The 16842-nt window shown below is 61.4% G+C and carries 12 protein-coding genes; 2 read left to right on the top strand and 10 right to left on the bottom strand.

Translation table 11 applies throughout. The features are described 5' to 3' along the window. Positions 1-22 precede the first annotated feature (22 nt). The 8 genes from gcvP to arcD (NH234_RS23180) form a co-directional block, all read right to left on the bottom strand. Complete coding sequence (gene gcvP / locus NH234_RS23215; protein ID WP_367254411.1) at positions 23-2875, bottom strand: aminomethyl-transferring glycine dehydrogenase; 2853 nt, start codon at positions 2873-2875, stop codon at positions 23-25. Positions 2876-2885: 10 nt separating this feature from the next. Continuing rightward, a complete protein-coding gene (gcvH, locus tag NH234_RS23210; RefSeq protein WP_007951190.1) occupies positions 2886-3269 on the bottom strand; it encodes a glycine cleavage system protein GcvH in 384 nt (127 codons plus the stop codon). 306 nt (positions 3270-3575) lie between these two features. Then, positions 3576-5084, bottom strand: coding sequence for a sigma-54-dependent transcriptional regulator (locus tag NH234_RS23205; protein ID WP_367254410.1), 1509 nt, complete (start codon positions 5082-5084; stop codon positions 3576-3578). A gap of 145 nt (positions 5085-5229) precedes the next feature. Beyond that, a complete protein-coding gene (locus NH234_RS23200; protein ID WP_085730274.1) occupies positions 5230-5592 on the bottom strand; it encodes a DUF5064 family protein in 363 nt (120 codons plus the stop codon). Between the two features lie 64 nt (positions 5593-5656). Then, complete coding sequence (arcC, locus tag NH234_RS23195) at positions 5657-6586, bottom strand: carbamate kinase (RefSeq protein ID WP_367254409.1); 930 nt, start codon at positions 6584-6586, stop codon at positions 5657-5659. A 77-nt stretch (positions 6587-6663) separates the two neighbouring features. Then, a complete protein-coding gene (locus tag NH234_RS23190) occupies positions 6664-7674 on the bottom strand; it encodes an ornithine carbamoyltransferase (protein ID WP_085730276.1) in 1011 nt (336 codons plus the stop codon). An 84-nt stretch (positions 7675-7758) separates the two neighbouring features. After that, positions 7759-9015, bottom strand: a complete 1257-nt coding sequence (gene arcA / locus NH234_RS23185; RefSeq protein WP_367254408.1) for an arginine deiminase — start codon at positions 9013-9015, stop codon at positions 7759-7761. Between the two features lie 34 nt (positions 9016-9049). Then, complete coding sequence (arcD, locus tag NH234_RS23180; protein WP_085730277.1) at positions 9050-10477, bottom strand: arginine-ornithine antiporter; 1428 nt, start codon at positions 10475-10477, stop codon at positions 9050-9052. Between the two features lie 438 nt (positions 10478-10915). On the opposite strand from arcD (NH234_RS23180), the gene arcD (NH234_RS23175) reads away from it, so the two are divergent. Beyond that, positions 10916-12343, top strand: coding sequence for an arginine-ornithine antiporter (gene arcD / locus NH234_RS23175; protein WP_085730278.1), 1428 nt, complete (start codon positions 10916-10918; stop codon positions 12341-12343). After that, positions 12340-13191 carry a DNA-3-methyladenine glycosylase gene (locus NH234_RS23170; RefSeq protein ID WP_367254407.1) on the top strand — a complete coding sequence of 284 codons (852 nt, stop codon included), beginning with the start codon at positions 12340-12342 and terminating at the stop codon, positions 13189-13191. The genes arcD (NH234_RS23175) and NH234_RS23170 overlap by 4 nt, the downstream gene beginning before the upstream one ends. 13 nt (positions 13192-13204) lie before the next feature. On the opposite strand, the gene NH234_RS23165 is transcribed toward NH234_RS23170, so the two are convergent. After that, positions 13205-14551, bottom strand: a complete 1347-nt coding sequence (locus NH234_RS23165) for a CoA transferase (RefSeq protein WP_367254406.1) — start codon at positions 14549-14551, stop codon at positions 13205-13207. A 38-nt stretch (positions 14552-14589) separates the two neighbouring features. Further along, positions 14590-16728: a methyl-accepting chemotaxis protein gene (locus tag NH234_RS23160; RefSeq protein WP_367254405.1), complete on the bottom strand. Its 2139-nt coding sequence runs from the start codon at positions 16726-16728 to the stop codon at positions 14590-14592. Positions 16729-16842: the final 114 nt, after the last annotated feature.

The raw sequence follows: 16842 nt of genomic DNA, 5'->3' as shown, positions 1-16842 counted from the left end.
GGCGAACCCGCCCCCTCACAGGTCAAGCGTAGCTTTCGATCGACGGGCAGGCGCAGACCAGATTGCGGTCGCCGAACACGTTGTCGACGCGACCGACCGGCGGCCAGTACTTGCCTTCGACCAACGATGCCACCGGGTACACCGCTTGTTCGCGGCTGTATGGGTGAGTCCACTCGCCAACCAGCTCTGCGGCAGTGTGCGGAGCGTTCTTCAGCGGGTTGTCGTCCTTGTCCAGGGTGCCGTTTTCCACTGCGCGGATTTCTTCGCGGATGCGGATCATGGCGTCGCAGAAGCGGTCCAGTTCTTCCTTGGATTCACTTTCGGTCGGCTCGATCATCAGCGTGCCGGCCACCGGGAACGACATGGTCGGGGCGTGGAAGCCGAAGTCGATCAGACGTTTGGCCACGTCATCGACGCTGATGCCGCTGCTGTCTTTCAATGGACGCAGATCCAGGATGCACTCGTGCGCCACCAGGCCGTTGCTGCCGGTGTACAGCACTGGATAGTGCTCTTCCAGGCGACGGGAAATGTAGTTGGCATTGAGGATCGCCAGTTGCGAAGCGCGCTTGAGACCTGCGCCACCCATCATGCGAATGTACATCCAGGTGATCGGCAGAATGCTCGCGCTGCCGAACGGCGCCGCGCAGACTGCGCCTGCCTTGCGCTCCATATGGCCGTGGCCCGGCAGGAACGGGGTCAGGTGCGATTTCACGCCGATCGGGCCGACACCCGGGCCGCCACCGCCGTGCGGAATGCAGAAGGTCTTGTGCAGGTTCAGGTGCGAGACGTCGCCGCCGAACTTGCCCGGTGCGCAGAGGCCGACCATCGCGTTCATGTTGGCGCCGTCGATGTACACCTGGCCGCCGTTGTCGTGAATGATGCCGCAGATTTCGCGGATGCCTTCTTCGAACACGCCGTGGGTCGACGGGTAGGTGATCATCAGCGCGGCGAGGTGTTCGCGGTGCTCGATGGCCTTGGCGCGCAGGTCTTCGATGTCCACGTTGCCACGGGCGTCGCAGGCAGTCACGACCACACGCATGCCAGCCATGTTGGCGGTAGCCGGGTTGGTGCCGTGGGCGGACGACGGGATCAGGCAGATGTCGCGACGGTCTTCGCCACGGCTCTGGTGATAGGCACGGATCGCCAGAAGACCTGCATATTCACCCTGGGAACCGGCGTTCGGCTGCAGCGAGATCGCGTCGTAACCGGTGGCGGCGCAGAGCATCGCTTCCAGTTCATCGGTCAGTTGCTGATAGCCGGCGCTTTGCTCGGCAGGGGCGAATGGGTGCAGGGCACCGAATTCGGCCCAGGTCACCGGGATCATTTCGCTGGCGGCGTTGAGTTTCATGGTGCACGAGCCCAGCGGGATCATGGTGCGATCCAGTGCCAGGTCCTTGTCCGCCAGTTTGCGCAGGTAGCGCATCAGCTCGGTTTCCGAGTGATAACGGTTGAATACCGGGTGGCTGAGGATCGGCGACTGACGAACCAGTGCGGCTGGAATGGTGCTTTGCGCGGCAGCGGCGAGAGCAGCGAAGTCCGGCAGAGTCTTGCCGTCGGTGAACAGACCCCACAGGGTTTCGATGTCGGCCTGGGTGGTGGTTTCGTCGACCGACAGGCCCAGACGCTGGGCATCGATCACCCGCAGGTTGATCTGTTGGGCGCGAGCCTTGTCGTGCAGCGCAGCCGTTTGCGCGCCGGTGGCCAGGGTCAGGGTGTCGAAGAAGCTGGCTTGCTCGACGGTCACGCCCAGGGCGCTCAGTCCCTTGGCCAGGATCGCGGTCAGGTGATGCACACGGTTGGCGATCTGGGTCAGGCCTTTCGGGCCATGGTAAACGGCGTACATGCTGGCGATGTTGGCCAGCAGCACTTGTGCGGTGCAGATGTTCGACGTGGCTTTCTCACGGCGGATGTGTTGCTCGCGGGTCTGCATCGCCAGACGCAGGGCCGGCTTGCCGAAGCGGTCAACCGAGACACCGACCAGACGGCCCGGCATGTCGCGCTTGAACGCATCTTTGGTGGAGAAGTAAGCCGCGTGCGGGCCACCGAAGCCCAGCGGCACGCCGAAGCGTTGCGCGCTGCCGATGGCCACGTCCGCGCCGAATTCGCCCGGCGGGGTCAGCAAGGTCAGGGCCAGCAGGTCAGCGGCGACGGCTACCAAGGCGTTGGCAGCGTGGAAGCGCTCGGTCAGTTCGCGGTAGTCGAACACATCACCGTTGCTCGCCGGGTATTGCAGCAGCGCGCCGAAGAACGGCGTCACGTCGGTCAGTTCACGCTCGTCGCCCACCACTACTTCAATGCCCAGCGGCTCGGCACGGGTGCGCAGCACGTCGAGGGTTTGCGGGTGGCTGTGGATCGAGGCGAAGAACTGGTGACTGCCCTTGTTCTTGCTCAGGCGTTTGCAGAAGGTCATGGCTTCGGCAGCGGCGGTGGCTTCATCGAGCAAGGAGGCATTGGCGATCGGCAGGCCGGTGAGGTCGCTGATCAGGGTCTGGAAGTTCAGCAGCGCTTCGAGACGGCCCTGGGAAATTTCCGGCTGGTATGGGGTGTAAGCGGTGTACCAGGCCGGGTTTTCCAGCAGGTTGCGCAGGATCGGCGACGGCGTATGGCAGTTGTAGTAGCCCTGGCCGATGTAGGTCTTGAACAGCTGGTTCTTGCCGGCGATGCCTTTGATCATCGCCAAGGCATCGGCTTCGCTCAGGCCGTCGTCCAGACCGAGCACGCTGGTGCCCTTGATGCTTTCCGGGATGACGCTGGCGCTCAGGGCTTCGAGCGAGTCGAAGCCGAGGCTGTTGAGCATGGCTTGCTCGTCACCGGCGCGCGGGCCGATGTGACGGGCAATGAATTCGTTGGTGGTGCCGAGATTTACTTGGGTCATGTCAGGTTCCTCAGGCTTCGGCTTGGGCTTTGATCAGACGGTCGTAGGCGTCCTGATCCAGCAGCTTGGCGACGGCGGAAGCGTCGGCTGGTTTGAAGCGGAAGAACCAGCCTTCGCCCAGCGGATCTTCGTTGACCAACTCAGGGCTGTCTTCCAGGGCCGGGTTGGTGGCCAGGACTTCACCATCCAGCGGCATGTAAACGCCGCTCGCGGCTTTTACTGATTCCACGGTGGCGGCTTCGGCGCCTTTCTCGTACGCCTGCAATTCAGGCAGTTGCACGAACACCACGTCGCCCAGGGCGTTCTGCGCGAAAGCGGTGATGCCAACGGTGACAGAGCCATCGGCTTCGGCGCGCAGCCATTCGTGATCTTCAGTAAAACGCAACTCGCTCATGGAATCTCCTAGGGGCCAGACTCGTCTGGTGGACGCGGTGGAATACTCGGGCGGCAATGCCCTGATTTTATGAGCGGTTACTTAGCAAGAACGCGGCCAATGCAAAAATATCGTTATAAATCAATGGCTTGATTGATTTGTAGGCAGGCGCGATCACGCTAGCTGTAGCGAAATCGCTACAGTGCGGGGCGAAGAAAAAAGCTGAAGCGGATCAAAGCCTTGCACAGCGGTGATCGGAGGAGGGTGTAGCGATATCGTTCCGCTGTAGCGCTTTCAGTACAGATGGAGGTCGCTTTTGGGGCGCTGTCAGGCTTTCCCCGGAATCCCGTACTTGCGCAGCCGATGGGCAATCGCCGTGTGCGAGGTCTGCAGGCGACTGGCCAGTTGGCGGGTCGAGGGGTAGCTGACGTAGAGCTTTTCCAGCAGCGATTTCTCGAAGGCCTCAACCGCTTCTTCGAGGCTGTCGACATCGGTGTCGGTCTGGCGCGCCACTGAAGTGCCGGCGATGTCGAGATCGCCGATATCCACAAGACTGCTTTCGCAGATTGCTGCGGCGCGGAAGATCACGTTCTGCAATTGCCGCACGTTGCCCGGCCAGCGGTTGCCGAGCAGCGCCGGGTAAGTGCCCGGGGCGAGGCGGCAGACCGGGCGCTGGATCTGCGCACAGGCCTGCTGCATGAAGTAGCGGGCCAGCAGCAGAATGTCCTGACCGCGTTCGCGCAGCGGTGGCACCTCGATGTTGAGCACGTTGAGGCGGTAGAACAGGTCTTCGCGGAACAGGCCTTCGCTGACCATTTTTTCCAGATCGCGGTGGGTCGCGCTGAGGATGCGCACGTTGACCTTCACTTCGCGATCACCGCCCACCCGACGGAAGCTGCCATCGTTGAGAAAGCGCAGCAGCTTGGCCTGCAAATACGGCGACATTTCGCCGATCTCGTCGAGGAACACCGTGCCCTGGTTGGCCAGTTCCATCAGCCCCGGTTTACCGCCCCGTTGTGCGCCGGTGAAGGCGCCGGGGGCGTAGCCGAACAGTTCGCTCTCGGCGAGGTTCTCCGGCAGGGCCGCGCAGTTCAGCGCCAGGAATGGTGCGCTGTGGCGGGTGCTGATGGCGTGGCAGGCGCGGGCCACCAATTCCTTGCCGGTGCCGGTTTCGCCCTGGATCAGCAGCGGCGCATCGAGCGCGGCCACCCGTTGCGCGCGGGCCTTGAGCGTGCGGATCGCCGGGGATTCGCCGAGCAGGGCATCGAAACCTTCGGCATGGTCGTGGTGCAGCGCCGAGAGTTGTTCGCCGATGCGATTAGGTTGATACAGGGTCAGCAGGGCACCAGCGTCAGTGATCGGCGTGGCATCCAGCAACAGGGTCTGGCCGTTGACGGTGATTTCCCGCAGCGGCAGGCGGAAGCCTTGTTCAAGCAATGTTTCGAGCAGCCCCGGGTCGTTGAACAGCTCCGAGACGCTTTCCCCCGCCGGTTCGCGACCGTACAGGGCGATCAGCGCCGGGTTGGCCAGCAGCACCTTGCCGGCGCTGTCCAGCGCCAGCACCGGGTCGGTCATCGCTGCGAGCAACGCGTCAAGCTGCAAGTGCCGCCGCTGGCCGGGGAGGATGTCGACCACCACCACGGCCTCCACGCCGCGCACCCGGAACAGCGCATCTTTCAGTTCTTCGAGCACTTGCGGGCTGAGGGTCGGGGCGTCGATGTAGACGTTCGGCGGGACCATTTCCACCGCATCCAGATTGAGGTTGCGTCCACCGAGAATCGCCAGGACTTCCTGGGTGATGCCGACGCGGTCGATGAAACTGACGTGGATACGCATGGGGTGGTTCTGGATTCTGGAGTACGGAGGGGGGCAAGTATGCCTTGGGGCGGGGCTTCAGGTGAAATCCGACGTGAACTTGCGGCGGGTATGCATCTCCTGTGGGAGCGAGTTCGCTCCCACAATGGATCTGAGGTGTGTGGGGTTACTCGAAATGCTCGGGATTAACCGGATCCCCGGATTTCATATTCAACTGCACACGGATGTCTTCAAACATCAAATCGTAATGCTTGTGCACCGAGCCGATCTGGCTGTGGCTCTTGGGGATGCCGTACTTTTCGGCAATCTGCGTCACGTTGCGAGCGAAGTTGTAAGCCTCTTCTTTTGGCAGGAAGAAGGGCTCGTTGACCTCTTTGCCCTGGATGGTTCCATGCAGCCGGAACTGTATCCCTTTGCCTTTTTGCGGATCCTGCGAGACTTCGTACTCGAGGCGGATATTGTAGTTGACGTCATCCTGGGTCAACGCGTGCCGTTCGATGTGCAAGTGACCGGGTTCGAACTGGGCCATGATGTTCTCTCCTTTCAAGGCATGGGAGAAGGGCAGACCCTGGGTCTGCCCCCGGCATTTCTGGTTATCGGTAGGTGATGCCTGGTGCGGCGGTGCTGACCCGCGTACCGGCGGTGCCCTGGACGATGGCTTCGATGTCCGCCAGAGAACCGATCACCGCGACTTTGCCAGTATGGCGCGCAAATTCACAGGCTGCCTGCACCTTCGGCCCCATGGAGCCGGCGGCGAAGCCCAGGCGTTCGAGTTCGTCCGGATGAGCCTGGGCGATGGCTTTCTCGGTTGGTTTTTTGAAGTCGATGTACGCCGCGTTGACGTCGGTGGCGATCACCAGCAAGTCCGCTTCCAGCTGTTCGGCGAGCAGCGACGAGCACAGGTCTTTGTCGATCACCGCCTCAATACCTTTGAGGTTGCGCTTCTCGTCATACATGGTCGGGATGCCGCCACCGCCGGCGCAGATCACGATGCTGCCCTTGTCCAGCAGCCACTTGATCGGGCGGATTTCGAAGATGCGCTTGGGTTTCGGGCTGGCAACCACGCGACGGTATTTGTCACCGTCGGCCTTGACCACCCAGCCTTTCTCTTTGGCCAGGCGCTCGGCTTCTTCTTTGGCATAGACCGGGCCGATGAATTTGGTCGGGTCTTTGAAAGCCGGATCTTTGGGATCGACTTCGACCTGGGTGAGCAGGGTGGCGAACGGGACTTCGAAGTCCAGCAGGTTGCCCAGTTCCTGTTCGATGATGTAACCGATCATGCCTTCGGTTTCGGCACCGAGCACGTCCAGAGGGTAGGCTTCATCGGGTTTATAGGAGAGGCCCTGCAACGACAGCAGCCCGACTTGCGGGCCATTGCCGTGGGCGATGACCAGTTGGTTGCCGGGATGGATCTTGGCGATTTGCTCGGTCGCGATGCGGATGTTGGCGCGCTGGTTGTCAGCGGTCATCGGCTCACCACGGCGGAGCAGGGCGTTACCGCCCAGAGCTACGACGATACGCATGGTGCATGTCCTTTTTTCGTGTTGATCACTGATCGTGCCCACGCTCCTGCGTGGGAACGATCAGTGCCAAAGCCGGGTTACAGATCAGCCAGAGTCGACACCAGAATCGCCTTGATGGTGTGCATGCGGTTTTCCGCTTGCTCGAAGGCGATGCAGGCAGGCGACTCGAACACGTCGTCGGTCACTTCGATGCCGTTGGCCAGGTGCGGATACTGTTCGGCGATCTGTTTGCCGACCTTGGTATCGCTGTTGTGGAACGCCGGCAGGCAGTGCATGAACTTGGTACGTGGGTTGCCGGTGGCTTTCATCAATTGTGCGTTGACCTGATACGGCAGCAGTTGCTCGATGCGCTCGGCCCAGGCTTCAACCGGTTCGCCCATCGATACCCAGACGTCGGTGTGGATGAAGTCCACGCCCTTGACCGCCGCTTTCGGGTCTTCGGTCAGGGTGATGCGGGCCCCGCTTTCTTCAGCGTATTTCTTGCAACGCTGCACAAGGTCGTCGTGGGGCCACAGCGCCTTCGGTGCACAGATGCGCACGTCCATGCCCAGTTTGGAGCCGACCAGCAGCAGCGAATTACCCATGTTGTTACGGGCGTCACCCAGGTAGGCGTAGCTGATTTCATGGATCGGCTTGTCGGCGTGCTCACGCATGGTCAGCACGTCGGCGATCATCTGGGTCGGGTGATATTCATCGGTCAGGCCGTTGAACACCGGTACGCCGGCGAACTTGGCCAGCTCTTCGACGATTTCCTGCTTGAAGCCACGGTACTCGATGGCGTCGTACATGCGACCCAGCACGCGGGCGGTGTCCTTCATGCTTTCCTTGTGGCCGATCTGCGAGGAATTCGGGTCGATGTAGGTGACGTTGGCGCCCTGGTCATACGCGGCGACTTCGAACGCGCAGCGGGTGCGGGTCGAGGTTTTTTCGAAGATCAGGGCGATGTTGTTGCCCTTCAGGTGTTGCTGCTCGGTGCCGGTGTACTTGGCGCGCTTGAGGTCGCGGGACAGGTCGAGCAGGTAGCGCAGCTCACGTGGGGTGTGGTGTTCCAGGCTGAGCAGGTTACGGTTGTGAATGTTGAAAGCCATGATGGATCTCCTTGCGTACTCGGTTGTCCCCCTGGCCGCGACTTTCTGTTGAAAGAAGGTGAGTTGCGGCCAGGGCTCAGAGGTTTAGTAGTCGATTGGGTCGCGCACGATCGGGCAGGTCATGCAGTGGCCGCCGCCACGGCCACGGCCCAGTTCGCCGGCGCTGATGGTGATGACCTCCACACCGGCCTTGCGCAGCAGGGTGTTGGTGTAGGTGTTGCGGTCGTAACCGATAACGACCCCAGGTTCCAGAGCCACCACGTTGTTGCCGTCGTCCCATTGCTCGCGCTCGGCGGCGAAGCTGTTGCCACCGGTTTCCACGACGCGCAGGTTCGGCAGGTTCAGCGAGTTGGCCACGACTTCGAGGAACGTTTTGTTCTCCCGTCGTACGTCCAGACCGTAAGGTTTGCTTTCGTCAGGACGGATGATGAACGGCACGATTTCCTTGACCACTTCCGGGAAGACCGTGACCAGGTCGCGGTCGCAGAAGCTGAACACGGTATCCAGGTGCATTGCCGCGCGAGATTTCGGCAGGCCGGCGACCACGACTTTGTCCGCCGCGCCTTTGGCGAACAGCGATTGGGCCAGTTGACCGATGGCCTGGCGCGAGGAACGCTCGCCCATGCCGATCAACACCACGCCGTTGCCGATCGGCATCACGTCGCCGCCCTCGAGAGTGGCTTTGCCGTGGTCCTTGTCCGGATCGCCGTACCAGACTTCGAAGTCGGCACCGGTGAAGTCGGGGTGGAACTTGTAGATGGCGGTGGTCAACAGGGTTTCCTGGCGACGGGCCGGCCAGTACATAGGGTTGAGCGTCACGCCGCCGTAGATCCAGCAAGTGGTGTCGCGGGTGAACTGGGTGTTGGGCAGTGGGTCGAGCAGGAAGCTGGAGTGGCCCAGGTAATCGCGGTACATCTTGATCACGCTGGCGCCTTCGCTGTCGGGCAAATCTTCACCGGCCACGCCGCCGATCAGGAATTCGGCGAGCTTGCGTGGTTCCAGGCCTTCGAGCCAGCTGCGCACTTCGTTGGTCAGGCCGACGCCGACGGTGTCGGGGGTGATCTTGCGGTCCAGAATCCATTTCAGCGCTTCGGGATTGCCAACGATGTCGGTCAGCAGGTTATGCATTTCCAGCACTTCGACGCCGCGCTCGCGCATCTTGGTGACGAAATCGAAGTGATCGCGCTTGGCCTGGTTGACCCAGATCACGTCGTCGAACAGCAGTTCGTCGCAATTGCTCGGGGTCAGCCGCTGATGGGCCAGACCTGGGGAGCAAACCATGACTTTGCGCAGTTTGCCGGCTTCGGAGTGGACGCCGTACTTAACTTTTTCCGTGGTCATTTCAGTGATCCTCCAGAGATAAAACGTTTGGCAATTACAGAGTCAGGAAGCCGTCGTAGAGACCGTAGGCTGCCACGAGGGCACCTACGACCACCGCGGCGAAAATCAGCTTCTCGACGTTGGTGAAAACCGGTTGTTTGAGTTCGAGCTTGGCCTTGGCGAACAGGATCGCGCCGGGTGCATAGAGCAGGGCCGACAGCAGCAGGTACTTGACGCCGCCGGCATACAGCAGCCAGATCGCGTAGACGAGGGCGATGGCGCCGATGATCAGGTCCTTGCGCCGTTCGGCGGCAAAACCTTCATAGGTCTCGCCACGGATCGCCAGCAGCAGGGCGTAGGCTGCCGACCACAGGTAGGGCACCAGAATCATCGAGGTGGCGAGGTAGATCAGTGACAGGTAGGTGCTGGCCGAGAACAGGGTGATGACCAGAAACAGCTGCACCATCGCGTTGGTCAGCCACAGGGCATTGGCGGGGACCTGATTGGCGTTTTCGCGGCGCAGGAACTCCGGCATGGTGTGGTCCTTGGCGGCGGCGAACATGATCTCCGCACACAGCAGCACCCACGACAGCAGCGCTCCCAGCAGCGAGATGATCAGGCCCACGCTGATCAGCACCGCGCCCCAGTGACCGACCACGTGCTCCAGCACGGCGGCCATCGACGGGTTCTGCAGTTTGGCCAGTTCCGGTTGGGTCATGATCCCCAGCGACAGCACATTCACCAGCACCAGGAACAGCAGCACGGTGATGAAACCGATCACGGTGGCCTTGCCGACGTCTGAACGTTTTTCCGCCCGGGCCGAGAAGATGCTCGCGCCTTCGATGCCGATGAACACCCACACGGTGACCAGCATCATGTTGCGCACCTGGTTCATCACGCTGCCCAGGTCCGGGTTTTTCACACCCCAGATGTCGGCGGTGAAGATGTCCAGTTTGAAGGCGAAAATCGCGATCAGGACGAACAGCAGCAACGGCACGACCTTGGCGACGGTGGTCACGAGGTTGATGAACGCCGCTTCCTTGATCCCGCGCAGCACCAGAAAGTGCACGGCCCACAGCAGCACCGAGGCGCCGATCACGGCGGCAACGGTGTTGCCTTCACCGAAAATCGGAAAGAAATAGCCAAGAGTGCTGAACAGCAGAACGAAGTAACCGACGTTGCCCAGCCAGGCGCTGATCCAGTAACCCCAGGCCGAGGAAAAACCCATGTAGTCGCCGAAACCGGCCTTGGCGTAGGCGTACACGCCGCCGTCCAGGTCAGGTTTGCGATTGGCGAGGGTTTGAAAGACGAAAGCGAGGGTGAGCATGCCGACGGCGGTGATAGCCCACCCGATCAGCACCGCACCCACGTCGGCGCTGGCGGCCATGTTTTGTGGCAAAGAAAATATCCCGCCACCGATCATTGAGCCGACTACCAATGCGACCAGTGCACCTAGTCGTAGTTTTCCGGGAGCTTCAGACATTGCATGACTCCATTGCAGGAGAGAAGAGTTCACAGCGTAGTTCTGTTGGCTTTTCAAACAGCTGACTTAGATCAGTGCATAGTCACATTCCATTGTTAATGAATGACTTATGAAGCGGATGCAGGCATAAGGCTATTGGCTGAAAGGCCCGTCCCAGAGGCCTTTGGTCGATGTGGTTGGGAATGGATCCTATTACTTTCGAGTTATGACGCTAGTTGCTTTTCGGGTTTTGGCAAATTTTTCACATCTGTTTTCAGTACAGAATTGATTTATTAGGATCGGCGCACAAAACTGACTTAACGTGCTAGGCGTTAGCGTTATCCGCTATATATAAATAGGCGCTTTTGGTGTTACCTGATAAACGTCAGTTAGCTTTATCTGTTTAGTTAATAGTTGTTACAAATAAAAAACCTCAGCCCATCTTTCAAGGAGATTTGAATGTCGCAACCGACGCAAAAACTGCGCCTTGGCGCACTGATCGCCCTGGTGGTGGGTTCGATGATCGGTGGGGGGATTTTCTCTTTGCCGCAGAACATGGCGGCTCGCGCCGATGCCGGCGCCATCCTGATCGGCTGGGGAATCACCGCCATCGGGATGCTGACCCTGGCGTTCGTATTCCAGACCTTGGCCAATCGCAAGCCGGAACTCGATTCCGGCGTCTACGCCTACGCCAAGGCCGGGTTCGGCGACTACATGGGGTTTTCCTCGGCCTGGGGTTACTGGATCAGTGCCTGGCTGGGCAACGTCGGGTATTTCGTGTTGCTGTTCAGCACCCTCGGCTACTTCTTTCCGGTGTTCGGCCAGGGCAACACGCCGATCGCCATCGGTTGCGCCTCGGTGCTGCTGTGGGCCGTGCATTTTCTGGTGATGCGCGGGATCAAGGAGGCGGCGCTGATCAACCAGTTGACCACCGTGGCCAAGATCATTCCGTTGATCATGTTTGTGATCATCGCCGCCGTGGCGTTCAAGGCTGACGTGTTTACCCGTGACATCTGGGGCCGCAGCAATCCGAACTTCGGCGGTGTGATGGACCAGGTGCGCAACATGATGCTGGTTACCGTGTTTGTATTTATCGGTATCGAAGGCGCGAGCGTTTACTCGGCGCGGGCGGAGAAACGCACGGACGTGGGTCGCGCCACGGTGATCGGTTTCCTCGGTGTGCTGGCGCTGCTGGTGCTGGTCAATGTGTTGTCGCTGGGGATCATGAGTCAGCCGGAACTGGCGATCTTGCAGAACCCGTCGCTGGCCGCCGTGCTGGAACACATCGTCGGACCATGGGGCGCGTTGCTGATCAGTGTCGGTCTGGCCATTTCGTTGCTCGGTGCGCTGTTGTCGTGGGCGCTGCTGTGCGCCGAAATCCTTTTCGCCACCGCCAAGGACAAGACCATGCCGGCGTTCCTGCGCAAGGAAAACGCCAACCATGTTCCGGTCAACGCGCTGTGGCTGACCAACGTGATGATCCAGATTTTCCTGCTGATCACGCTGTTTTCCGCCGGCACCTACACCAGCCTCATCTACCTCGCGTCGTCGATGATCCTGGTGCCGTACCTGTGGTCGGCAGCCTACGCGGTGCTGTTGAGCGGACGCGGAGAAACCTATGAACATGCCTCGGCCGAACGCACCAAGGACCTGCTGATCGGCGGCATTGCCCTGTGCTACGCGGTGTGGTTGCTGTACGCCGGCGGGGTGAAATACCTGCTGTTGTCGGCGCTGCTGTATGCGCCGGGGGTGATTCTGTTCGCCAAGGCCAAGCATGAGCAGAATGAGCCGCTGTTCACTACGATCGAGAAGGGGATCTTCACCTGTGTCATCGCCGGGGCGGGGCTCGCGGCCTACGGGTTGTACAGCGGCGTGCTGTCGTTGTGAGGCTGCGACTCGAATACCGGGCGCCCTACGACTGGCCGGCGATGCTCGGATTTCTCGCGGTGCGGGCGGTGGCAGGGATGGAGACCGTCGTCGATGGTGTGTATTCGCGCAGCATCGGTTTGAACGGTATGCATGGCACAGTTTCGGTCTGGTCCGGTGACGATGATGCGCTGGAGGTTGAGCTGGATTTTCCGGATGCGACGGCGGTGCCCGAGATAGTTGTGCGCTTGCGTCGGCTGTTCGATCTGGACGCGGATCTGCCGACGATGCAGCGCCATCTGGCGATGGATCCGCTGCTTGCGCCATTGATTGCCGAACGCCCGGGGTTGCGGGTGCCGGGCGCGTGGGACGGACTGGAGCTGGCGTTTCGGGCAGTGCTGGGGCAGCAGATTACGGTGGTCGGGGCGATCCGGCTGGCGGGGAAACTGGTGGCGCAGTATGGCGAGCCATTGCGCTCAACAGTGCCGGGATTGACTCATGCATTTCCCGACGCGGCGGTTCTGGCGAAGGCCGATCTGGCGGCGCTGGGCATGCCGAAAAGTCGAGGACGGACCTTGTCCGGGGTGTCGCAGGCGTTGCTGGATGATCCGCTGCTGTTTGAATCCGGGACCGCGCGGTTGCTGGCGCTGCACGGGATCGGCGACTGGACGGCGCAATACATTGGCCTGCGGCAGTTGCGGGATATGGACGGGTTTCCGACTGGGGATGTGGGATTGCTGCGGGCGCTCGAGGTGCTGGAGGGAACGCGGATGACGGCGCGGGAATTGTCTGCCCGCGCCGAGATTTGGCGGCCGTATCGCGGGTATGCGGCGCAGGTGTTGTGGACATCGTCGAGTCGTGCGGATTGATACCCGCACACATTCAAATCCATCGCGGTTGATGTGAACCCAACTCAGTGGCCGGCAATGCCCACTGCAATGGCGTCCCGCAGATCTTCAATGGCGCTTGCAGCCGATGCGCCAGCCCCCAAGGCGTCTGCTCCATCTGCAAACTCCGATCCTTTGCATCTTCCGGACGCAGCACTTCGTTCGTGCCCGGCTCCTGCTCGATCAACAATTTCGCCGTCCGTGCCAGCGACAATCGCGCTGATCCACCTCGACCACTGCGCAGCCTTTCAGCCAGCAACCGGATCGCACTCGCCGCCATCAAATATCCCGTCGCATGATCCAGCGCCTGCACCGGCAGCGGGGTCGGTTTGTCAGCCTGCTTCCAGTGCTGTCCGGCCTCGGCAATGCCGCTGCTCATCTGCACCAGGCTGTCGAAGCCTCGGCGGTTCTGCCACGGGCCGCTCCAGCCGTAGGCATTGAGGCAGACGTCGATCAGTCCGGGTGCCAGTTGCCGGCGATGCTCGGCACCAAAACCCAAGTGTTCCAGCGCATCGGCGCGATAGCCGTGCAGCAGAATGTCAGCGTCTTTGAGCAGACTTTCGAACACCGCACGATCTGCCGCTTGATGCAGATCCAGCCGCGCACAGCGTTTACCGAGGGTTACTTCCGGCACCACGCCGGGCTCGTTCCAGGTCGGAGGGTCGATGCGCAGGACATTGGCACCCAGCCCCGCGAGAAAGCGGCTGGCAGTCGGGCCGGCGAGGACGCGGGTCAAATCGAGCACCTTGAGCCCCGCCAGCGGTTGTTCCACCGAGCCTTTCCAGGTTTTATGACTTTCTTCTCCATCACCGAAATGCACTAAGGGCTCGGCATTCACCGCCAGTCCTTGCGGGTGTTTCTGCCACTGCGCCCAACTGCGCATTTCGGCGGCGCAGCCATTGGCCTCGACTACCGCTTGTTCCAGATCGGTACTGGCCCATTGCACGACTTTCGCCGCCATCGCCGCGCGGTCGGCACAGGCACCCAGCACGCTTTCGGCAGCGGCGCGGTGATGCGGGGCGTTGGTGTGCAGGCGAATCCAGCCGTCCTTGGTCGCGTAGTCGCCGGCCACCGGATCCCACAGCGGCGGCACCTCCCAGCCGATCGGTCGCAGCGAAGTGGCGAACCAGAACGAGGCGAGGCGGCGGTCGACTGCCATGTCGGGTGGCTGGCCGGTCTGCTGCCGGAGCAATTCGCCGACCGCTTGCCCGGCCGCAGCAATGCTCGCGCAGGCCAGGTCGGTGACGGCAAACGCCGAGGGCAGGGCGCCCTCGCCGGTAAACGGAATCGGTGTGCTGGGCAAGCCAAGCGCGGCTTGAATGGACGTGAGCAGATCAGTCATCGAAGGCCCTCCGGCAGAGGGCCTGATCATAGATCAAATCAGACGCGGAACTGATCCATCAATTTCATCTGTTGACTGGCCAGGGCATTCAACTGGCTGCTGATCGCCGCCGATTCGGTGGCCTGTTCGGTCAGGGTTTCGGTGACAGTGCGGATCGCCGAGACGTTGCGGTTGACCTCTTCGGCCACGGCGCTCTGCTGTTCGGCGGCGCTGGCGATCTGCAGGTTCATGTCGCTGATCACAGTGACTGCATCGCTGATCTTGCCGAGGGCGTCCACGGCCTGGCGGATCTGCCCGGCGTTGTTGTGGGCCTGGGTCTGGCTCGAATGCATGGTCGCGACCACGCCACGGGTTCCGGTCTGGATGCGTTCGATCACCACGCGGATTTCTTCCACAGAATCCTGAGTGCGCTTGGCCAGGTTGCGGACTTCGTCGGCAACCACCGCGAAACCGCGACCGCTTTCACCGGCACGGGCCGCTTCGATCGCGGCGTTCAGCGCCAGCAGGTTGGTCTGTTCGGCAATGCTGCGGATCACTTCCAGCACCGAACCGATCTGTTCGCTGTTGACCGCCAGTTCTTCAACCTCAGTCACCGCTTTGCTGACTTCATCGGCCAGTTGATTGATGTCGCGGGTGCTGCGCTCGATGATCGACATCCCGTCCTTGGCCGACTGGTCGGCGCCTTTCGCGGCGTTGGCAGCATTCGAAGCGCTGTTGGCCACGTCGTGGGCGGTGGCGCTCATTTCGTTGGAGGCGGTGGCCACCTGATCGATCTCGCGGAACTGCACCTGCATGCCTTCGCTGGTCTGGCGGGCGATTTCCGATGATTGATCGGCGGTGCCACGGGCCTCGGAGATGCTCTGTTTGATCTGGGCGATGGTCGGTTGCAGCTTGTCAAGGAAGCGGTTGAACCAGTTCACCAGTTCGCCCAGTTCATCTTTCTTGGTGTAGTTCAGGCGCTGAGTCAGATCGCCTTCACCACTGGCGATGTTCTTCAGCATTTCGGCGACGCTGTTGATCGGACGGGTCACACCGGAGGCGGTGAGCCAGATCAGCACCAGGCCGATCAGGCCGGCGATCACGGCCACCGCCAACGCGGTCATCACGCCGGTTTGCTGAGCGTCGTCGAGCACCGCTTGCAGCTTGACCGAGTCGGCCAGCAGCACTTGTTTCGGCAGATCGATGACCACGCCCCAGGCCCGGGAATTGCCAATCGGATCGACCGGGTATACGGCGCGGATCAGGTCGCCCTGTTCGAGAATCTTCGGTGTGCCGGCGCTCAGCAATTGCAGGATGTCCTTGCCTTCGACGCCAAGGGTTTCGGCGATGCCTTTGCCGACCTTGGTCGCGTCGGTGCTGTAGGCACCGAGAACGCCGCTGCCGGAGACGATCAGCATGTGCCCGGCACCGTTGAACAGTTCGCGCTGGGAACCCACGGCCGCCGCTTGCAGTGCATCAAGGGCGATGTCGACGCCGACCACGCCGATAGCCTTGCCATCCACCAGCAGCGGCACGGCAATGGTGGTCATGAGCATTTCCTTGCCGCCCACGGTGTCGGCGTAAGGGTCGAGCAGGCAGGTGCGCTTGTTGTCGCGAGGGCAGGTGTACCAGCTGTTGTAAGGCGTGCCGCTGACGCTGAGGGTGGTCTTGGTCATGTCTTCTTCGACCATGATCGTGTTCAGCGCAGAACCGGCGGCGCGGCTCCAGTAAGTGGCGAAGCGCCCGGCTTCGTTGGACTGGCGCGCGGCATCGTTGATGAACTCACTGTCCTTGCCGTCCAGGCCGTTGGGTTCGAAGGCCAGCCAGATGCCCAGCACCTTGCTGTTGCGCTCGAACGCGGTTTTCAGGCTCAGGTTCAACTCTTCACGCAAGGCCCCGGCGTCCAGCGAACGCTTGGCGGCCATGACGCGCATGTCCTTGATCTGGTCGGCCAGTGCGGTGATCACCAGCAGGCTCTCGCCGAAGGTTTTCTGCACCTGCACCGCCTGTTCGGCCGCCTTGGCCTGCAGCAGGTTCTGCACGCTGGCGGTGAGCATCTTGCTGCTCGACTCGCTGACCAGTTTGTCGTTCTGGTTGGTCTGGTAAATGTTGATGCCGACAATCAGCGCAACCACACCGAGCAGGCAGAGCCCGGACAGCAGGACGATTTTCAGGCGAATGGACAGGGAGTCGAACATGGGGTGTTCTCGCGAATGAATGAACTGTTGGCTACGGGACACGGAATTGCCCGGTTCGCCAAATCCATTCAGCGCCATTCAATGGTCATCGGCGCGGGGCGAGGGTGCATGAGG

The organism is Pseudomonas sp. stari2, from assembly GCF_040760005.1.
Taxonomy (GTDB): Bacteria; Pseudomonadota; Gammaproteobacteria; order Pseudomonadales; family Pseudomonadaceae; genus Aquipseudomonas.
The sequence above is the reverse complement of the archived record's forward strand: the minus strand, read 5'-3'. Positions and strand labels throughout refer to the sequence as shown.

What these genes read in the sequence shown, in the direction of transcription:
- arcD (WP_085730278.1), top strand. Translation starts at nt 10,916, where the DNA reads ATGTCGCAACCGACGCAAAAACTGCGCCTTGGCGCACTGATCGCCCTG.
- gcvH (WP_007951190.1), bottom strand. Translation starts at nt 3,269, where the DNA reads ATGAGCGAGTTGCGTTTTACTGAAGATCACGAATGGCTGCGCGCCGAA.
- NH234_RS23160 (WP_367254405.1), bottom strand. Translation starts at nt 16,728, where the DNA reads ATGTTCGACTCCCTGTCCATTCGCCTGAAAATCGTCCTGCTGTCCGGG.
- arcD (WP_085730277.1), bottom strand. Translation starts at nt 10,477, where the DNA reads ATGTCTGAAGCTCCCGGAAAACTACGACTAGGTGCACTGGTCGCATTG.
- NH234_RS23205 (WP_367254410.1), bottom strand. Translation starts at nt 5,084, where the DNA reads ATGCGTATCCACGTCAGTTTCATCGACCGCGTCGGCATCACCCAGGAA.
- arcC (WP_367254409.1), bottom strand. Translation starts at nt 6,586, where the DNA reads ATGCGTATCGTCGTAGCTCTGGGCGGTAACGCCCTGCTCCGCCGTGGT.
- NH234_RS23200 (WP_085730274.1), bottom strand. Translation starts at nt 5,592, where the DNA reads ATGGCCCAGTTCGAACCCGGTCACTTGCACATCGAACGGCACGCGTTG.
- NH234_RS23165 (WP_367254406.1), bottom strand. Translation starts at nt 14,551, where the DNA reads ATGACTGATCTGCTCACGTCCATTCAAGCCGCGCTTGGCTTGCCCAGC.
- NH234_RS23190 (WP_085730276.1), bottom strand. Translation starts at nt 7,674, where the DNA reads ATGGCTTTCAACATTCACAACCGTAACCTGCTCAGCCTGGAACACCAC.
- gcvP (WP_367254411.1), bottom strand. Translation starts at nt 2,875, where the DNA reads ATGACCCAAGTAAATCTCGGCACCACCAACGAATTCATTGCCCGTCAC.
- arcA (WP_367254408.1), bottom strand. Translation starts at nt 9,015, where the DNA reads ATGACCACGGAAAAAGTTAAGTACGGCGTCCACTCCGAAGCCGGCAAA.